Below are 17,720 nucleotides of genomic sequence, written 5' to 3' on the forward strand. Positions count from 1 at the left end.
GCGCGATCCGGCTCGCGCTCCCGCCTGCAGGCGAAAAAAAAGCCGCATTGAAGCGGCTCGACGGTACGGCGACAACGGACCGCTCGACTGGCGGCGTCTTTTAATTCGAAATGCGCGGCGGGCGAGACGCCCGGCCGGTCACAGCATGCCGGCTTTCTGGTACTGGCTCGCGGCCTTGATCCGCTCCTGGGACTGCGCAAATTCCGCAGCCAGGCGGTCACGGTCCGTCTGCGCATGCTCCGTGATCGACGCGTCGATCGCCATGATCTGCCGCACCTGGTCCAGCACGTCCGGGGTCTGCTCGCCGGACAGGTTCATCAGCAGCGGCGAGCGCTCGTCGGCGAGGGCCGCGACGCGCACCCAGTCGCGCGCATCGGCCGCCGACTGCATGGCACGGGTCAGGTCGAAGGCGCGGGGCAGGGTGTCGTTCGTCATGGTTCTGCTCCGAAGGGGGGGCGGCTAAGGCTTACTTGTTGTTGGCCAGCGCGCCGGCGCTGCTCTGGCCGCCGAACAGCTGGGTCAGGTAGCGGGTGTTGTTCGCCATCGTCGCCATCAGCGTGTTCAGCGCGGTGAACTGCGCATTGTATTGCTTGGTCAACTGGTCCGAGTAGCTCTGCAGCTGCGTCGCCTGACCCTGCACACTCTTCAGATCGGCGTTGATTGCGTTGGTGCGCTGGTCGATCACGCCGGACGTCTGCGTGTACGAGTTGATGTTCGCATTGAGCGCCTGGGCGATGCCGTTCGTCTGGTTGAAGATCGCCGCCACCGCGGAACTGTTCGACTTGAGCGCGGTGGTCAGCGCGGCGGTGTCGACCGACATCGCGCCGGTCGCGTCCACGTTGATGCCGATGCTGCCGAGCGCATAGGTCGTGCCGCCCGTCGTGACGCCGCTGCTGAGCGTCGTCGCGAGTGTGTTCCTGATCGTGTTCAGCATCGCGTCGCCGAGCAGCGGGCCGGCGGTCTTCGCGGTCGAGTCGTAGCTCGACAGCGATTTCGCGGTATTCACGAAGTTGGTATACGCGGTCGCGAAATTGTTGATCGCGGTCGTCGCCGCGGCCGTGTCCTGCGACAGCGTGATGGTTTGCGTCGTGCCGACAGCGGCCTGCGACAGCGCCAGCGTGACACCCGTCAGCGCGCCCGACACGTTGTTCGACGCGCTCGACACCGGCGTGCCGTCGATCGTCAGCTTCGCGTCGGCGGCCGGCGTGACCGTCGTGTACCCCGACGTCAGTTTCGAGTTGACGCCGGTGCCCGTGATCGAGATCGTGTTGGCTGCACCGGTGGCGTTCGACTGCATCACGAGATGCTGGCCATCCGAACCGGTGATGACCGATGCGGTGACGCCGGCATTGCCGGACGCGGAGTTGATCGACGACGCGATGTCGGACAGCGACGCGCCGGCCGCCACGTTGACGTTGAACGCGGGGTTGCTGCCGAAGGTGATGCTCAGCGAGCCGGCCGAGATCGTGTCCGCCGACGTCACGCCGGCCGACGACAGCTTGTTGGCGGTCGCGAGCTGCGTGACATTGACCGAATACGAACCGGCCACCGCGCCGCTGCCGCTCTTGACCGTCGTCGCGATGCCCGTGCCGCTCGCCGTCGCGGCCAGGCTGCTGAGCGTGGTGCCGTCCGAGAGGCCGGTGAGCGCGGTCTGCAGCGCGGACAGCGCGCCCTTCAGTTGGCCGATCGCGGACAGTTGCGTATTGTCGTTCGTCTGCCGGCTCTGCAGGGCCTGCAATTGCCCGGTCGTCTTCGCGTTCACCAGCGTCGTGACGAGCGTATTGACGTCGAGCGACGAATTGGTCGCGCCGCTGATGATCGATTGACCTGCATTCGCCAGGATGGTGCTGATGTCCGTGCTGCTGACGGGGGTCGTGGTGGCCATGCCGTTGCTCCGGTCGTCCGCGCAATCAACGTGCGCGATGCGGCGGGGCGCCGCGGTTCAATGCAAAGAGGGAGGCGTGCCTCCCTGGAGAATTCTGATCCGTGCGGGTTCGGCGGCGTCGCGATGCGTCGCATGGCGACGCCGCCGTGCCCGGAGGCGGGCGGGCACGTGGCCCGCCGCGGGTGCTGCTCGATTAGCCGAGGAGCTTCAGGACTTGCTGCGGCAGCGAGTTCGCTTGCGCCAGAACCGAGATACCAGCTTGTTGCAGCACTTGCGCCTTGCTCAGGTTCGCCGTTTCCGTCGCGAAGTCCGCGTCGGTGATCTGCGAGCGAGCAGCGCTCATGTTGGTTGCCTGGGTTTGCGTCGTCGAGATCGCAGCCTGGAACGTGTTCTGTGCTGCGCCCAGCGTTGCCTGGAACGTGTTGACTTGCTTCAGTGCCGCGTCGATCGCCGTGATCGCCGATTGCGCGCCCGACTGGGTGGAGACGCTCAGGGTGTTCACGCTCATACCCGTGCTGTTCCAGTTCGCCGTGCCGAAGTCGACGGTAACGACCTGGTTCGCTGCTGCGCCGATCTGGAACGTGACGCTGCCGGCGCCGCCCAGGATGGTCTGGCTGTTGAACGTCGTTTGCGATGCGACACGGTCGATTTCGCCGAGACGCGTCGAAACTTCAGCTTGCAGGTTTGCGCGAGCGCTCGAATCCAGCGAGCCGTCGCCCGCTTGTTGCGCCAGCGTACGGATACGCTGCAGGTTGTCGACCGTCGATTGCAGCGCGCCGTTGGCGGTCTGGATCATCGAGATGCCGTTGTTCGCGTTTGCAACACCTTGCGTCAGCGCATTGATTGCCGCCGTTTGCGACGTCGAGATCGCCAGGCCTGCTGCATCGTCAGCAGCGGTGTTGATGCGCTTGCCCGACGACAGGCGGTTGATTGCTTGCGACAGTGCGCTTTGCGAGCCCGACAGATTCGTCTGCGTCGTCAGCGAAAGGATGTTGGTGTTGATGTTCAGCATTTGCTTCCTCGTTTTGGAAAATGCCTGAGATACAGACAGGTTCTGATTTCGGCGTGGCGCTTTTTTGCGTCTGGCGCTGCCCGCCTTTCCTGGTTGACGGCGGCACCCGGCGAAAACTTTAGAGGGATGTTTGAGGAAATTCGGGGCGGAAGGACCGGTTTCGCCGGGAAGGCACACGGGGCATGGCGGCGGCGTGGCGGCCGTAGCGCGAGAATCGCGCGGTTGGGCGGAACGTTTGCCCGCGAGCGACAAAAGGGTGGTTTTGTCTGTGATTCCCTGCTATGATGGCGGGCTGAATTGAGATTTTCTGTCACGCCTTTGCCGGTTTCGGCATGTCTGCTGGCAGTCAAACGCGGCGCTGCACGCGGTTGTGAAGCGTACTCGCGGTGCTTTCCGCCTCTCTTTTCCGGCCTCCGAGGCCGTATTTCCGCTCGTTTCGCCTGTTGTGGGGGACGCTCGGATGGCCGGTGCGTGGCGCTTGGCCGCTACGTTTTTGACCGTTTAAGCAATTTAGGAACGACATGACGACGATTCTTCTGAAAGAAAACGAGCCGTTCGAAGTGGCGATTCGCCGCTTTCGTCGCGCTATCGAAAAAAATGGCCTGATCGCTGAACTGCGTGAGCGCCAGTCTTACGAAAAGCCGACCGCAGTCCGCAAGCGCAAGAAGGCAGCAGCCGTCAAGCGCCTGCACAAGCGTCTGCGCAGCCAGATGCTGCCGAAGAAGCTCCACTAAGAGCGTCTGACGGTTCGCCGCGAAACGGCGGAGTGTGCCTCGAAAGAGGCCGCTCCGCCGTTTTGCTTTTGCGGGCCCGGGAAAATTCCGATGCCGTTGCGGCGGGTTTGTTCCCGCCGACTGCCGAGGCCAGGCGGCGGGCAGTGTGCGGTGTGCGGGCGAATCGTCCGCATGCGCGAGCGAGGCGGCAAGGTAGGCGAGGGCGGCGGCCACGCGGTGTGGACGCACGGGAAGACGGGCGAGGCCGGCGGTCATGGCGAATGAGCAAAAATGCAAGTAAGAATCATTCGCATTGATTTAAAATGTCGCGCATCGTGTCAAAACCCGCCGACCGCGCAACCATTCCATGCCGCGCACTAGCGCATCCGGCCTCGCCTGACCTGGCCGGCCGACCGTTGCGCGGCGCCCGACATCAAATGAACCGCATTCCGTCGAATCGGGGCCGCCGCTCGTGCCGGCCCGCCTTCCGTTCGCTGCGCACGCGATGAACGCGTTCCTGCGACCGTTTCTCGTGCGCCTGCACCGCTGGTTCGGGCTCGCCATCGCGCTGTTCCTGTTCGTCGCGGGGCTCACCGGCGCGCTGATTGCGTGGGACCACGAGCTCGACGCGGCGCTGAACCCGGATTTCTATACCGCGCGCAGCGGCGCGGCGCCGCTTGCGCCGCTCGAACTCGCGGCGCGCATCGAGGCCGCCGATCCGCGCGTGCAGGTGACCTATCTGCCGCTCGCGGTCGAACCGGGGCACACGCTGCAGGCGGGCGTGATGCCGCGTACCGATCCGGCAACCGGCCAGCCGTACGCACTCGGTTTCAGCCAGATCGCCGTCGATCCCGCGACCGGCGCGGTGCAGGGCCGTCGCGAATGGGGCGCGCCGTCGCTCGCGCGGCTCGACCTGATGCCGTTCATCTACCGGCTGCACTACTCGCTGTTCCTGCCCGTGTACGGCGGGATCAACTTCGGGTTCTGGGTGATGGGCGTCGTCGGCATCGTGTGGGCGATCGACAGCCTGATCGCGCTCGTGCTCGCGTTTCCGAACCTGAAAAGCTGGCGCAAGTCGTTCGCGTTCCGCGTGCGGCGCGGCGGCTATCCGCTCGTGTTCGACCTGCACCGCTCGGGTGGCGTGTGGGTGTGGGGGCTGCTGCTCGTCGTTGCGATCACGTCGATCTCGATGAACCTTGCCGTTCCCGTCGTGCGCCCGCTGGTCTCGCTGGTGTCGCCGCTCGCCGAAACGCCGTACACGAATCCCGAACATTTCCCGCCGGCCCCGCCGGGCAGCCAGGTGCTGCCGCGCGAACGGATCGTCGAGATCGCGCGCTCGGCCGGCCGCGACGCGGAGATTGCCGCGCCGCCGGGTGCGCTGCTGTTCGCGCCGGCGATGAACGCCTATGCGGTCGGGTTCTTCACGCCGGGCAACGACCATGGCGACGTCGGGCTCGGCAATGCGTGGCTGTACTGGAATGCGGTGACCGGCAAGCCCGTCGCGGCGCAGGTGCCGGGCCGCGGTTCGGCCGGCGACCTGTTCATGCAGGCGCAGTTTCCGCTGCACTCGGGGCGGATCGCCGGTGTCGCCGGACGTGTCGCCGTGAGCGTGCTCGGCATCGTGATCGCGATGCTCAGCGTGACGGGCGTCTGCATCTGGGTGAAGAAGCGCAGCGCACGCGTGCGGGCTGCGCGGAGCGCGCGGCCGGTCGTGCCGGCGTCGTCGCGCGCCGCGCGGTAAGGGCCAAGCGGCAAGTAACAAGCGGCAAGTAACAATCGGCAAGCGGACGATGCAACCGCCGCGGGTCAGCGGCGCGGCACCGCCGCCACGCCTGGCGCCGGCGCCATCAGCCTGCCTTGCGCCGACGTGCCGGCTGTTTGCCGCCGAGCGCCGCGCATTGCGCGTGGCAAGGGCAGCCGGCTTCGTGATCGTTGACCATGCCGGTCGCCTGCATCAGCGCATAGCAGATCGTCGAGCCGACGAACTTGCAGCCGTACGCCTTCAGCGCCTTGCTGAGCGCGTCGGACTGCCCGGTCGACGCGGGCGCGTCACGGTACGACTGCCACGCATTCTGGACCGGCGCGTCGCCGACGAACGACCACAGGAACGCGGCGAGCGACCCATGCTCTTCGCGGATGCGCTGCACCGCGCGCGCGTTGGTCACCGCCGATTCGACCTTCGCGCGGTTGCGCACGATGCCCGGGTTCTCCAGCAATTTCTCGATGCGCTTGGGCGTGAAGCGCGCGACGGCATCGACGTCGAAATCGGCGAACGCTTCGCGATAGCCCGCGCGCTTGTTCAGGATCGTCGACCACGACAGCCCGGCCTGTGCGCCTTCCAGGATCAGCATTTCGAACAGGTGGCGATCGTCGTGCGACGGCACGCCCCACTCGGTATCATGATAGTGAGCGTCCGCTTCCGTTTTCACCCAGTTGCACCGCTGCGACATCGTCTGCCTCGTTTTCAGTGTCGATTCGATCGCGCCAGCATAGCGGAAGCCCTTTTCGCGGGATAGCCGGCCGAACGGCAGATGGGCGCGCGGCGCCGATCCGGTTAAGCTTGGCGCCTGTTCGAATCAGCGGGATGAAGGCATGGCGGCACTACTTTTTGCGATCGGCATCGACGGCGGCGGCACGGGCACGCGCGCGGTGCTGGCCGACCGACACGGGCGCGAGCTGGCGCAGGGGCGCGGCGGCCCGTCGGGGCTCGGTCTCGGTATCGAGCGCGCATGGGCGTCGATCGGCGCGGCCTGCGCGGACGCATTCACGCAGGCCGGTCTCGCGTTCGACTGGTCGCAGTGCGCGCTCGGCTGCGGGCTCGCCGGCGTCAACAACGCGGCGTGGCTCGCCGCATTCCGCGCGCAGGCGCCGCTCGGCGCGCTTGCGATCGAGAGCGACGCGTACACGACCGTCGTCGGCGCGCACGGCGGCGCGCCGGGGCTCATCGTCGCGCTCGGCACCGGCAGCATCGCGGCGGCGCTCGACGCGGCCGGCGCGTGCCGGATCGCGGGCGGCTTCGGCTTTCCGTCCGGCGACGAGGCGAGCGGCGCGTGGCTCGGCGTGCGCGCGCTCGCCTATGCGCAGCAGGCGCTCGACGGCCGCGTGCCGCGCGACGCGTTCGCCATGGCACTGCTCGCGGAAACGGGCGCGCAGGATCGCGACGCGCTCGTCCAGTGGTCGTGCGACGCGAACCAGACGATCTACGCGCGTCTCGCGCCGATCGTGTTCGCGCACCGCGCGCATCCGGTCGCGAGTGCGCTGATCGCGCAGGCCGGCGATGAGATCGGCAAGATGATCGACGCGCTCGATCCGCAGCAGGCGCTGCCGGTCGCGCTGTGCGGCGGGCTGGCGGACGCGCTCGCGCCGGCCGTGCCGGCACGGCACGTCGCACGGCTGCGCGCGCCGCTCGACGATTCGGCGCATGGCGCGCTGCGGCTCGCGCTGCAGGCGCTGCGGGCGACGGACGGCGGCTAGGCTGAGCGGGGCGCGCGCGGTGGATGCCGCGCCGCAGCAGCACCTCCGGCGGCGCCCGGCCGGCAACCGCGCGGCGCGCTACCGGGCACGACGTTAAAATGACGCTTCCTTCGTGCCCCGAGCGCCCCTCTCCCGTCTCATGTACAAAGTCATCGCCACCGATCTCGACGGTACGCTGCTGAACAGCGACCACCAGCTCGACCCGTACACGATCGACACCGTTCGCCGGCTCGACCGCGACGGCGTGCAGTTCGTGATCGCCACGGGGCGCCACTATGCGGACGTCGCCGGCATTCGCGATGTCCTCGGCATCCGACCGTACCTGATCACGTCGAACGGCGCGCGCGTGCATGCGCCGGACGACACGACGATCCACGCGCAGGACATCGACGCAGCGGTCGTTCGCAGCCTCGTGCAGCCGGAAGTCGTCGGCGCGCACGGTCGCGTGATCGTCAACCTGTTCACCAACGACGGCTGGCTGATCGACCGCGAAGCGCCGCACCTGCTCGAATTCCACCAGGATTCGGGCTTCCGCTACGACGTGATCGACATGACCGCGCACGACGGCGCGGCTATCGCGAAGGTGCTGTATATCGGCGAGCCGGCCGATCTGGCGGTCGTCGCGGAGCAGATGCGCGTGCAGTTCGGCGATACGCTGTACGTCACGTACTCGCTGCCCGACTGCCTCGAAGTGATGACCGCGAACGTGTCGAAGGGGCGCGCGCTGCGCACGGTGCTCGCGCGGCTCGGCATCGACACCGGCCACTGCATCGCGTTCGGCGACAACATGAACGACATCGACCTGCTCGAAACCGCCGGTCATGCATTCATGATGAACAACGCGAACCCCGACCTGGTGGCGCGGCTGCCGCACATCCCGCGGATCGGCAACAACTTCGACGCGGGCGTCGCCCGTCACCTGCGCACGCTGTTCTCGCTCGAAGGCGACGTCGTCGCGTCCTGAGCGCCCGTCCCGGGGCGCATTTCCCATGCGGAAATGAAAAACGGGCGCCAGGGGCGCCCGTCGAAATTACCTGCCTCGATGTTCTTCGACAGCGTGAGGCTCGCTGCTCTGCTCGCTTGACCCCGTAGTGTTTTATTCGCTTGTGCGAGCGGATGCGGGCAGCAGGTCGACGGCGTCGTCACGCCCGGCGACCAGCGGGTAGATGATCCCTGCGAGCACCGCGCCGATCAGCGGCGCGACCCAGAACAGCCAGAGCTGGCCGATCGCGTCGCCGCCGACGAACAGCGCCGGGCCGGTCGAGCGCGCCGGGTTCACCGACGTGTTGGTGACCGGAATCGAGATCAGGTGAATCAGCGTCAGGCACAGGCCGATCGCGATCGGCGCGAAGCCGGCCGGCACACCGCGCTTGTCGGTCGCGCCAAGGATCACGAACAGGAAGAAGCCCGTCATCACGACTTCGCAGATGAACGATGCGGCGAGCGAGTAGTGGCCGGGCGAGCGGTCGCCGAAGCCGTTCGTCGCAAAGCCGCTGCCGACGAGGTCGAAACCCGGCTTGCCGGTGGCGATCAGGTACAGCACGAATGCGCCGAGCGTGGCGCCGACGACCTGCGCGACGACGTACGGTGCGAGATCGCGTGCCGGGAAGCGGCCGGCGACCGTCAGGCCGACGCTCACCGCCGGATTCAGGTGGCAACCCGAGATGTGGCCGATTGCGAATGCCATCGTCAGCACGGTCAGGCCGAAGGCGAGTGCGACGCCGGCAAAGCCGATGCCGAGGCCCGGAAAGGCGGCGGCCAGCACGGCGCTTCCGCACCCGCCGAGCACCAGCCAGAACGTGCCGAATACCTCTGCAGCGAGACGCTGAGAAAGATTCATCTAAGGAGACCTCGTTCAAGTCGATTGGAGACCCCGGACGACGCAGCGAATTTATTGCGCTACCGGGAATTGGTCTGGATTATAGGAAATGAATCGGGCCCGGGAGGGTAAACGATTGTTAAATTTGAATGGCTGACGAATGCCTTTTATTAGAATAAGTCCGCATTCTCGATATAGGCGATTCGGTTAAAGATGGCAGCACTTATTTCGAAGGGCAGGGCGGCAGTGCGGATGACGTAAACGGATGTTGGTGTCCCGGCCGGATTCGCCGGGGCCGCATCATCGAAAAGGGGAGTCGAAAAAATGTCTCAATACGCGAAACTCAAGGCGCAGATCGCCGATCTGCAGGCCCAGGCGGACGACGTGCGCCGCCAGGAAGTGGCAGCGGTGATCGCCGATGTCCAGCGAATGATTGCCGAATATGGCCTGACGGCCCAGGACCTGGGCTTCGCGGAGCGGGCACGGCGCGGGCGTCCGCCGAAGAAGGCGCCGCTGCCGCCGAAATACCGCGATCCAAAGTCGGGTGCAACCTGGAGCGGGCGCGGCAAGCCGCCGAATTGGATCGTCGGCAAAAACCGCGATCGTTTCCTGATCGAGTGACCGAAAGCCAAATAGAAAGAGCCGCATCGACGATGCGGCTCTTTTGTTTTGCATGTTTTGCGCGCCGATTTCGGCGCGGATTTTCCGGAATATTTTCCGTGCGGATTTCCGTGTCAGGCGCCCGCGACCCGGCGCAATGCCGGTTGCTTGGTTGCCGCGCAAAGCGATTCGTAAGTTTCGACGTAACGCCGCGCCATTGCCTTCGAGCTGAAACGCGTGTCGAAACGTTCGCGGATCGCGGTGCGCGACAGGCTGTCGATCCGGTGCAGCGCGCCGACCGCGCCCTGCACGTCTTCGACGATGAAGCCGGTCACGCCGTCCTCGATCACTTCCGGCACCGAGCCGCGGTTGAACGCGACGACCGGCGTGCCGCAGGCCATCGCCTCGATCATCACCAGGCCGAACGGCTCCGGCCAGTCGATCGGGAACAGCAGCGCCTTCGCGCCGGACAGGAACGCGGGCTTTTGCGCTTCGTTGATCTCGCCGATGAATTCGACATGCGCCTGGTCGAGCAGCGGCTCGATCACTTCCTTGAAGTAGTCGGCGTCGGCCTTGTCGACCTTCGCGGCGATCTTCAGCGGCAGTCCGCTTTGCGCGGCGATCCGGATCGCGGTGTCGACACGCTTTTCGGGACAGATCCGGCCGAGGAACGCGAGATACTCGGGCTTCACGTCCGGCTGCGGCGTGAGCAGCGTGTCGGGCAGCCCGTGGTACACGGTGCCGGCCCATGCGGCCTGCGGCAGCGGCTTGCGCTGGTTGTTCGAGATCGACACGACCGGCGAATCCGGGAACGCGTCGAACACCGGCTGCAGTTCCGGCAGGTCGAGGCGGCCGTGCAGCGTCGTCACGTACGGCGTGTCGAGGCGCGACATCAGCGGGAACGGCAGGTAGTCGAGGTGGAAATGCAGCACGTCGAATTCGTGCGCGACCCGGGCGACCTGCTCGAGGAGCCGCATATGGGGCGCCATCGAATCGCGGACCGACGGATCGAGTCGCAGCGCGCGCGGCCACGCCGCCTCGAGACGGGCCGACGTGACGGAGTCGCCACTGGCGAACAGCGTCACGTCGTGGCCGAGTTCGACGAGCGCCTCGGTGAGGTAGGACACGACACGCTCGGTACCGCCGTAGAGTTTCGGCGGGACGGCTTCGTAAAGCGGCGCGATCTGGGCAATTCGCATGGGTGTTCTCCTGTGTCGATCCGACGGCGCGACGGCGTCGATGCGGACCCCGTACAAGGTTGCGGAACTTGCCGACGCACGCGGTTCGCGGTACGTGGCCGGGCCCTGGGCGGGGTGCGCGGGGCGCCGGACGGCAAGCTGCGGGGCGGGCCGGCACGGCTCGCGCCGCCGCCCATTGGAGTCCATTATCGATATCGCCCTGCGGGGTTCGAGTGTTTTTTCAAACACTTAAGGCTTGTTACACGATGAAATACGCGAAAACCCCGAGAAAAAGGGCGCGGAATCGTGAATCGAGATAGCCACAACTATTGTTGCGCTATCGTGAAAAAGCACTATAATTTTTACCGATCCGATTGTCGGCAGCCTTGCCGGCAAGCCCTTCCGCCACGCGCGCGGCGGCCATCGGGCTCCTCGCAACCGAATTCGCGTTGCAACCCGTTTTTCCGACCGTCCCTTTCAATTCGCCTTGTCGGAAAAATTCCTACACGGTTTACAGACAAATCCTGCACGGCATACGCCACTTCGCTGATACCGACATAAATCCCGTTTGGCCAAAATTCGCCCTGTAAGACTATAAACGAGCCGACTGAGCGCCCGGTGCGCGCTGATCGAGCAAACGTTTTCATAACATGAATGGCCAAAGCAAAGCTTTTTAACGGGGGAATCATGAGCGCTACCAGCGAAATGCTCAGTGAGATCAAAGAGGTCAACCTGTCGTACCTCCTCCTCGCGCAGCGACTGCTGCGGGAAGACAAGGCGATGGGCATGTTCCGCATGGGCATTTCCCAGGAACTCGCCGACGTGCTCGCCAACCTCACGCTCGCCCAGACCGTGAAGCTGGCCGCGTCGAACCAGATGCTGTGCCGCTTCCGCTTCGATGATCACGCGCTGCTGTCGTCGCTCGCCGACAAGGGCCGCAGCGATGTCGTCGCGCACGCCCACTCGGCCATCCTGATGGCCGGGCAGCAGGTCGAAGGCGTCCGCTGATCCATCCCGCCTTGCGTCTGTCCCGGCGTGCCGCGCCGGCCGGCAGCGTATTGGCCATTCATTCGAACAACGTCAAGCGGACGGTTATCACCATGGCAAGCAAAAGCGTCGTGATCGAGGTGAAGGAAATCACCCTCGCTATCGAACTGATCGAACTGGGCGCCCGGCTGCAGCTGCTGGAGGCGGAGACGAGCCTGTCGCGGGACCGTCTGATCAAGCTGTACAAGGAATTGAAGGGCGTGTCGCCGCCGAAGGGGATGCTGCCGTTCTCGACCGACTGGTTCATGACGTGGCAGCCGAACATCCACTCGTCGCTGTTCTACAACATCTACCGGTTCATGCAGGACCACGGCCGCTGCGAGCCGATCCAGTCGATCGTGAAGGCGTACCGGCTTTATCTGGAGCACGTGAACCTGTCCGGCGACGAGGCCGCGCTGAGCCTCACGCGGGCATGGACGCTGGTGCGTTTCTTCGATTCGGGGATGCTGCAGACGACCCCGTGCACGCGCTGCGGCGGCCACTTCGTCGCGCATGCGCATGATCCGCATCAAGGTTTCGTGTGCGGCCTCTGCCAGCCGCCGTCGCGCGCCGGCAAGACCCGCAAGGCCGCCGCCGCGCGCGCCGAACTGGCTGCCGCCGCGGCCTGAGCGCCGGGCCGGGCAGGGCCGGACGGGGCGCGAGCGACGCCCGCGGGTCGCGCGAATCGTCTGCGCATTGCTGGTAAACACCGTCGGGCCGCCGCCGGGCGGCCGCGAAAGTTTTCCTGCCGACTGCCGTAAACCTGTTTAACGGCGGTCTCCCCGCCGGTCTTTCGTGAGGGACAGGCAGTGCTGATTATCGTGGGAACACTCGTGACGCTGTTGTCCGTCTTCGGCGGTTATGCGCTGGCAGGCGGGCATCTGGGCGCCTTGATCCAGCCGGTCGAGATCCTGATGATCGTGGGCGCCGGCGTCGGTGCGTTCATCCTCGGCAACGGCGGCAAGACCATCAAGGCCACGCTGCGCGTGCTGCCGACGCTCTTCAAGGGCTCGAAATACACGAAGGACGTCTATATGGAGCTGATGGCGCTTCTTTACGTGCTGCTCGCGAAGGCACGCAAGGAAGGCACGCTGACGCTCGAGGCCGACATCGACGATCCGCAAAAGAGCCCGATCTTCACCCAATACCCGAAGATTCTCGCCGATCACCACATCGTCGAATTCCTGACCGACTACCTGCGCCTGATGGTGGGCGGCAACATGAACGCGTTCGAGATCGAAAGCCTGATGGACGAGGAGATCGAGACGCACCACGCGGAAGGCGAAGGCCCGGCGCACGCGCTGATGCGCGTCGGCGACGCGATGCCGGCGTTCGGCATCGTCGCGGCCGTGATGGGCGTCGTGCACACGATGGCCTCGGCCGACAAGCCGCCCGCGGTGCTCGGCGCGATGATCGCGCAGGCGCTGGTCGGCACGTTCCTCGGGATCCTGCTGTCGTACGGGCTGATCGGGCCGCTCGCGAGCCTCGCGGAGCAGCGCGTGGCCGAGTCGACCAAGATGTTCCAGTGCATCAAGGTGACGATCCTCGCGACGCTGAACGGCTATGCGCCGGCGATCGCGGTCGAGTTCGGCCGCAAGGTGCTGTTCTCGACCGAGCGGCCGTCGTTCTCCGAGCTCGAAGAACATGTCCGCCGCGTGAAGGCGAAGTGACGCGGAGCAACCGATGAGCAAGAGCAAGGATCGCGCAATCGTCGTCAAGCGGGTGGCCCCGGCGAAGAAGGGCCACCACGGCGGCGCATGGAAGCTCGCATACGCGGACTTCATGACCGCGATGATGGCGTTCTTCCTGCTGATGTGGCTGCTGAGTTCGGTCACGCCGGTGCAGCTGAAGGGCATCGCCGAGTACTTCAACATGCCGCTGAAGGCCGCGATTCTCGGCAGCGGCGACCGCAGCTCGCAGGACTCGAGCATCATCAACGGCGGCGGCCGCGACCTGTCGAGCGTCGACGCCGGCACGCTGCGCCGCACCGACGGCACGACGTCGCTCGCCGAGCGCGTCGCGAAGGCGGGCGACCTGAATTCCCGGTCGCAGGCGCAGGGCGCGCAGGACCGGCTCGAACAGACGCGCCTGCACGACCTGCAGATCAAGCTGATGGCCGCGATCGAGGCCAATCCGACACTGCGCCAGTTCAAGCAGCAGATCCGCATCGATTCGACGCTGATGGGGCTGCGCATCGAGATCGTCGATACGCAGAAGCGGCCGATGTTCGCGATGTCGAGCGACCACGTCGAGCCGTACATGCGCGACATCCTGCGCGAGATCGGCAAGACGCTGAACGACGTGCCGAACCGGATCATCGTCCAGGGCCACACCGACGCCGTGCCGTACGCGGGCGGCGAGGGCGGCTACAGCAACTGGGAGCTGTCGGCCGATCGCGCGAACGCGTCGCGCCGCGAGCTGATCTCCGGCGGCATGGACGAGGCGAAAGTGCTGCGCGTGCTGGGCCTCGCATCGACGCAGAACCTGAACAAGGCCGATCCGCTCGATCCGGAAAACCGCCGGATCAGCGTGATCGTGCTGAATCGCAAATCCGAAGAAGCGCTGATGCGCGACGACGCGACGACGACGACGCTGTCCGCCGACGCGGCCGGTTCGAAGCTGCTCGCGCAGCAGCTCGGCGGCCCGACCCCGGCGGTGCGTCCGGTCGTGGCGAGCGCCGTCGCCGTGGCGCCGAAACCCTGACGTTTCCGAGACAGACATGATCCGAACCATTCTCGCCATCGACGACTCCGCGACCATGCGTGCGCTGCTGCAGGCCACGCTTGCACAGGCCGGCTACGACGTGACGGTGGCGCCGGACGGCGAAGCCGGCTTCGACATGGCGGCGACGGCGCCGTACGACCTGGTCCTGACCGACCAGAACATGCCGCGCAAGAGCGGGCTCGAGGTGATCGCCGCGCTGCGCAAGCTGACCGCGTACGCTGACACGCCGATCCTCGTCCTGACGACCGAGGGCAGCGATGCGTTCAAGGACGCCGCACGCGACGCGGGCGCGACCGGCTGGATCGAAAAACCGATCGACCCGGGCGTGCTGGTCGAGCTGGTCGCGACGCTGTCCGAGCCGGCTGCCTCCTGACATGAACGCGATGAATTCAACCGGTGACCGGGCATGACTCTCGACATCACTCAGTTCTACCAGACCTTTTTCGACGAAGCGGACGAGCTGCTCGCGCAGATGGAGCAGCTGCTGCTGAATCTCGACGTCGATTCGCCCGATCCCGAGGATCTGGCGGCGATCTTCCGCGCCGCGCATTCGATCAAGGGCGGCGCGGCGACGTTCGGCTTTTCCGCGCTGACCGATACGACGCACATCCTCGAATCGCTGCTCGACCGCGCACGCAACCATGAGCTGACGCTGACCAAGGACATGGTCGACGCGTTCCTGGAAACCAAGGACGTGCTGTCCGACCAGCTCGTCGACTACCGCGCGAGCGCCGAACCGGACGCGGCCGCCGCCGCGACGATCTGCGCGAAGCTCGAACGGCTGAAGGCGGAAAGCGGTGCGCCTGCTGCCGCAGCCGAGCCTGCGCCGGCCGCGCCTACGCCGGCCGCGCCTACGCCGGCCGCGCCGGTTGCCGCCGCCGTGGCGCCGGCCGCCGAGCCCGCCGTCGGCGACGACCGTGCGCCCGACCATGTGGTCGAGCAGGCCGTCGCGGCCGCGCATCCGGCGGCTGACGCCGACGCCGGCGGCCCGCACCTGAAGATCACGCTGGTCGGCGTCGACGCGAAGGACCAGGCGCTGCTCACCGAAGAACTCGGCAACCTCGGCCGGATCGTCGGTCGCGAGGCAGCGGGCGCCGACCTGTCGCTGTGGGTCGAATCGGACGTGCCGTCCGACGATATCGTCGCGGTGTGCTGCTTCGTGATCGACGAAAGCCAGATCCGCGTCGCGCACGGCACGGCGCCGGCCGCGCAGGCGGCACCGGCCGTCGCGCAGGACGCCGCCGTGGTTGCCGAACCGGCTGAACCGGCCGCCGCCGCGCAGCCCGCGCGCGTCGAGGTGTTCGCACCGCAAGCCGCCGCACCGCAAGCCGCCGCACCGCAACCGGCTGCTCCGGCCCCGGCCCCGGCCGAGCCGCCTGCGGCCGCAGCGCAGCCGCAGCCGCAACAACACGCTCAACCGCAACCCGCCGAACCCGCGGCGCCGGCCGCCGCGCACCACGACGACAAGCGCGCACGGCCGGCCGCCGCGGCCGCGGCCGGTGCCGAAGGCAGCTCGATCCGCGTCGGCGTCGAGAAGGTCGACCAGCTGATCAACCTCGTCGGCGAGCTGGTGATCACGCAGGCGATGCTGGCCGAAACGGCGACCGCGTTCGATCCGGCGCTGCACGACCGCCTGTTCAACGGGATGGCGCAGCTCGAGCGCAATGCGCGCGACCTGCAGGAAGCGGTGATGTCGATCCGCATGATGCCGATGGACTACGTGTTCAGCCGCTTCCCGCGGCTCGTGCGCGACCTCGCCGGCAAGCTCGGCAAGCAGGTCGAACTGGTCACGTTCGGCCAGGCGACCGAACTCGACAAGAGCCTGATCGAACGGATCATCGATCCGCTCACGCACCTGGTGCGCAACAGCCTCGACCACGGGATCGAAACCGTCGACCGGCGCGTCGCCGCCGGCAAGGACGCGGTCGGCCAGCTCGTGCTGTCGGCCGCACATCACGGCGGCAACATCGTGATCGAGGTGAGCGACGACGGCGCGGGCCTGAACCGAGAGCGGATTCTCGCGAAGGCCGCGAAACAGGGCATGCAGATCTCCGAGAACATCAGCGACGACGAAGTGTGGCAGCTGATCTTCGCGCCGGGCTTCTCGACCGCCGAGACGGTGACCGACGTGTCGGGCCGCGGCGTCGGGATGGACGTCGTGAAGCGCAACATCCAGTCGATGGGCGGCCACGTCGAGATCACGTCGCTGGCCGGCCGCGGCACGACCACGCGGATCGTGCTGCCGCTCACGCTCGCGATCCTCGACGGGATGTCGGTCAAGGTCGGCAGCGAGATCTTCATCCTGCCGCTGAACTTCGTGATGGAGTCGCTGCAGCCGTCGAACGACGACATCTACACGGTCGGCAACGGCGAGCGCGTGGTGCGCGTGCGCGGCGAATACCTGCCGCTGGTCGCGCTGCACGAGGTGTTCTCGGTCGAGGACGCGCGCACCGACCCGACGCAGGGGATCGTCACGATCATGGAAACCGAGGGGCGCCGCTTCGCGATGCTGATCGACGAACTGGTCGGGCAGCAGCAGGTGGTCGTGAAGAACCTCGAAACCAACTACCGCAAGGTGCACGGCATCTCGGCGGCGACCATCCTCGGCGACGGCAGCGTCGCCCTGATCGTCGACGTCGCGGCGCTGAACCGCGAAACCCGTGCGATGCACGGCGCCCGAGCCGGCGCCGAGCTCGCCATCTTCTGACTCTCGCCATTCAACCGATTGGGGGCAAACGTGTCTGCTGAAGTCCAAATGATCAATCCGGCCGCGGCGAACGCGGCGACCAGCCGCCGCGACGCAGAACACGGCGATGCGACGGGCCAGGAATTCCTCGTGTTCACGCTCGGCGACGAGGAATACGGGATCGACATCCTGAAAGTGCAGGAAATCCGCGGCTACGACAGCGTCACGCGCATCGCGAACGCGCCCGAGTTCATCAAGGGCGTGATCAACCTGCGCGGGATCATCGTGCCGATCGTCGACATGCGGATCAAGTTCCACCTCGGCCGCGTCGAGTACGACCACCAGACCGTCGTGATCATCCTGAACGTGTCGAACCGCGTGGTCGGGATGGTGGTCGACGGCGTGTCGGACGTGCTGACGCTGCAGACCGACCAGATCATGCCGGCGCCGGAATTCGGCGCGACGCTGACGACCGAGTACCTGACCGGCCTCGGCACGGTCGACGGCCGGATGCTGATCCTGATGGACATCGAGAAGCTGATGTCGAGCCGTGAAATGGCGCTGATCGAGACGCTCGGCGGGTAAGCGCGCCGCGCGCGCAGT

General features: G+C 66.4%; 18 protein-coding genes. 12 read left to right on the forward strand and 6 right to left on the reverse strand.

The window, feature by feature from the left end; genetic code table 11:
* Positions 1-138: 138 nt before the first annotated feature.
* From HWX03_RS35195 to HWX03_RS35205, 3 genes are all read right to left on the reverse strand, one after another.
* Positions 139-435: a flagellar protein FliT gene (locus tag HWX03_RS35195; protein WP_175874480.1), complete on the reverse strand. Its 297-nt coding sequence runs from the start codon at positions 433-435 to the stop codon at positions 139-141.
* A gap of 31 nt (positions 436-466) precedes the next feature.
* Entirely contained in the window at positions 467-1,885 is a 1,419-nt protein-coding gene (fliD, locus tag HWX03_RS35200; protein WP_175874481.1) for a flagellar filament capping protein FliD, read from the reverse strand.
* Between the two features lie 193 nt (positions 1,886-2,078).
* A complete protein-coding gene (locus HWX03_RS35205) occupies positions 2,079-2,897 on the reverse strand; it encodes a flagellin domain-containing protein (RefSeq protein WP_175874482.1) in 819 nt (272 codons plus the stop codon).
* Positions 2,898-3,418: 521 nt separating this feature from the next.
* Between HWX03_RS35205 and rpsU the strand changes: the two genes are divergently transcribed.
* Both rpsU and HWX03_RS35215 read left to right on the forward strand, forming a co-directional pair.
* Positions 3,419-3,631 (forward strand): 30S ribosomal protein S21, encoded by a 213-nt coding sequence (rpsU, locus tag HWX03_RS35210; protein ID WP_006401410.1) that lies wholly within the window; start codon positions 3,419-3,421, stop codon positions 3,629-3,631.
* Positions 3,632-4,115: 484 nt separating this feature from the next.
* Positions 4,116-5,351, forward strand: a complete 1,236-nt coding sequence (locus tag HWX03_RS35215; protein ID WP_175874483.1) for a PepSY-associated TM helix domain-containing protein — start codon at positions 4,116-4,118, stop codon at positions 5,349-5,351.
* Between the two features lie 106 nt (positions 5,352-5,457).
* On the opposite strand, the gene HWX03_RS35220 is transcribed toward HWX03_RS35215, so the two are convergent.
* Positions 5,458-6,060 (reverse strand): DNA-3-methyladenine glycosylase I, encoded by a 603-nt coding sequence (locus HWX03_RS35220; RefSeq protein WP_175874484.1) that lies wholly within the window; start codon positions 6,058-6,060, stop codon positions 5,458-5,460.
* Positions 6,061-6,202: 142 nt separating this feature from the next.
* Between HWX03_RS35220 and HWX03_RS35225 the strand changes: the two genes are divergently transcribed.
* The gene (locus HWX03_RS35225) at positions 6,203-7,084 is read left to right on the forward strand and encodes a BadF/BadG/BcrA/BcrD ATPase family protein (protein WP_175874485.1); all 882 of its coding nucleotides are present in this window, start codon (positions 6,203-6,205) and stop codon (positions 7,082-7,084) included.
* A gap of 139 nt (positions 7,085-7,223) precedes the next feature.
* Positions 7,224-8,048, forward strand: coding sequence for a Cof-type HAD-IIB family hydrolase (locus HWX03_RS35230; RefSeq protein ID WP_175823330.1), 825 nt, complete (start codon positions 7,224-7,226; stop codon positions 8,046-8,048).
* 132 nt (positions 8,049-8,180) lie between these two features.
* Here the strand turns inward: HWX03_RS35230 and aqpZ are convergent, their stop codons facing one another.
* On the reverse strand, positions 8,181-8,924 hold the full coding sequence (gene aqpZ / locus HWX03_RS35235; protein WP_174389168.1) for an aquaporin Z: 744 nt from the start codon (positions 8,922-8,924) through the stop codon (positions 8,181-8,183).
* 303 nt (positions 8,925-9,227) lie between these two features.
* On the opposite strand from aqpZ, the gene HWX03_RS35240 reads away from it, so the two are divergent.
* The gene (locus HWX03_RS35240; protein WP_006489320.1) at positions 9,228-9,524 is read left to right on the forward strand and encodes an H-NS histone family protein; all 297 of its coding nucleotides are present in this window, start codon (positions 9,228-9,230) and stop codon (positions 9,522-9,524) included.
* A 113-nt stretch (positions 9,525-9,637) separates the two neighbouring features.
* Here HWX03_RS35240 and HWX03_RS35245 read toward each other — a convergent pair whose 3' ends face one another.
* Positions 9,638-10,702, reverse strand: coding sequence for a glycosyltransferase family 4 protein (locus HWX03_RS35245; RefSeq protein ID WP_174429810.1), 1,065 nt, complete (start codon positions 10,700-10,702; stop codon positions 9,638-9,640).
* A gap of 666 nt (positions 10,703-11,368) precedes the next feature.
* On the opposite strand from HWX03_RS35245, the gene flhD reads away from it, so the two are divergent.
* From flhD to cheW, 7 genes are all read left to right on the forward strand, one after another.
* Positions 11,369-11,689 (forward strand): flagellar transcriptional regulator FlhD, encoded by a 321-nt coding sequence (gene flhD / locus HWX03_RS35250; protein ID WP_011350590.1) that lies wholly within the window; start codon positions 11,369-11,371, stop codon positions 11,687-11,689.
* Positions 11,690-11,781: 92 nt separating this feature from the next.
* Complete coding sequence (flhC, locus tag HWX03_RS35255; RefSeq protein WP_057930165.1) at positions 11,782-12,336, forward strand: flagellar transcriptional regulator FlhC; 555 nt, start codon at positions 11,782-11,784, stop codon at positions 12,334-12,336.
* A 180-nt stretch (positions 12,337-12,516) separates the two neighbouring features.
* Positions 12,517-13,377 (forward strand): flagellar motor stator protein MotA, encoded by an 861-nt coding sequence (motA, locus tag HWX03_RS35260; protein WP_034209583.1) that lies wholly within the window; start codon positions 12,517-12,519, stop codon positions 13,375-13,377.
* A 13-nt stretch (positions 13,378-13,390) separates the two neighbouring features.
* A complete protein-coding gene (gene motB / locus HWX03_RS35265) occupies positions 13,391-14,410 on the forward strand; it encodes a flagellar motor protein MotB (RefSeq protein WP_174389164.1) in 1,020 nt (339 codons plus the stop codon).
* A gap of 16 nt (positions 14,411-14,426) precedes the next feature.
* Positions 14,427-14,804, forward strand: a complete 378-nt coding sequence (locus tag HWX03_RS35270; RefSeq protein ID WP_006477352.1) for a response regulator — start codon at positions 14,427-14,429, stop codon at positions 14,802-14,804.
* Between the two features lie 33 nt (positions 14,805-14,837).
* A complete protein-coding gene (gene cheA, locus HWX03_RS35275; RefSeq protein WP_175874486.1) occupies positions 14,838-17,138 on the forward strand; it encodes a chemotaxis protein CheA in 2,301 nt (766 codons plus the stop codon).
* A gap of 48 nt (positions 17,139-17,186) precedes the next feature.
* Positions 17,187-17,702 (forward strand): chemotaxis protein CheW, encoded by a 516-nt coding sequence (cheW, locus tag HWX03_RS35280; protein ID WP_059578098.1) that lies wholly within the window; start codon positions 17,187-17,189, stop codon positions 17,700-17,702.
* Positions 17,703-17,720: the final 18 nt, after the last annotated feature.

The organism is Burkholderia sp. BCC0397 (assembly GCF_902832865.1).
Lineage (GTDB): Bacteria > Pseudomonadota > Gammaproteobacteria > Burkholderiales > Burkholderiaceae > Burkholderia.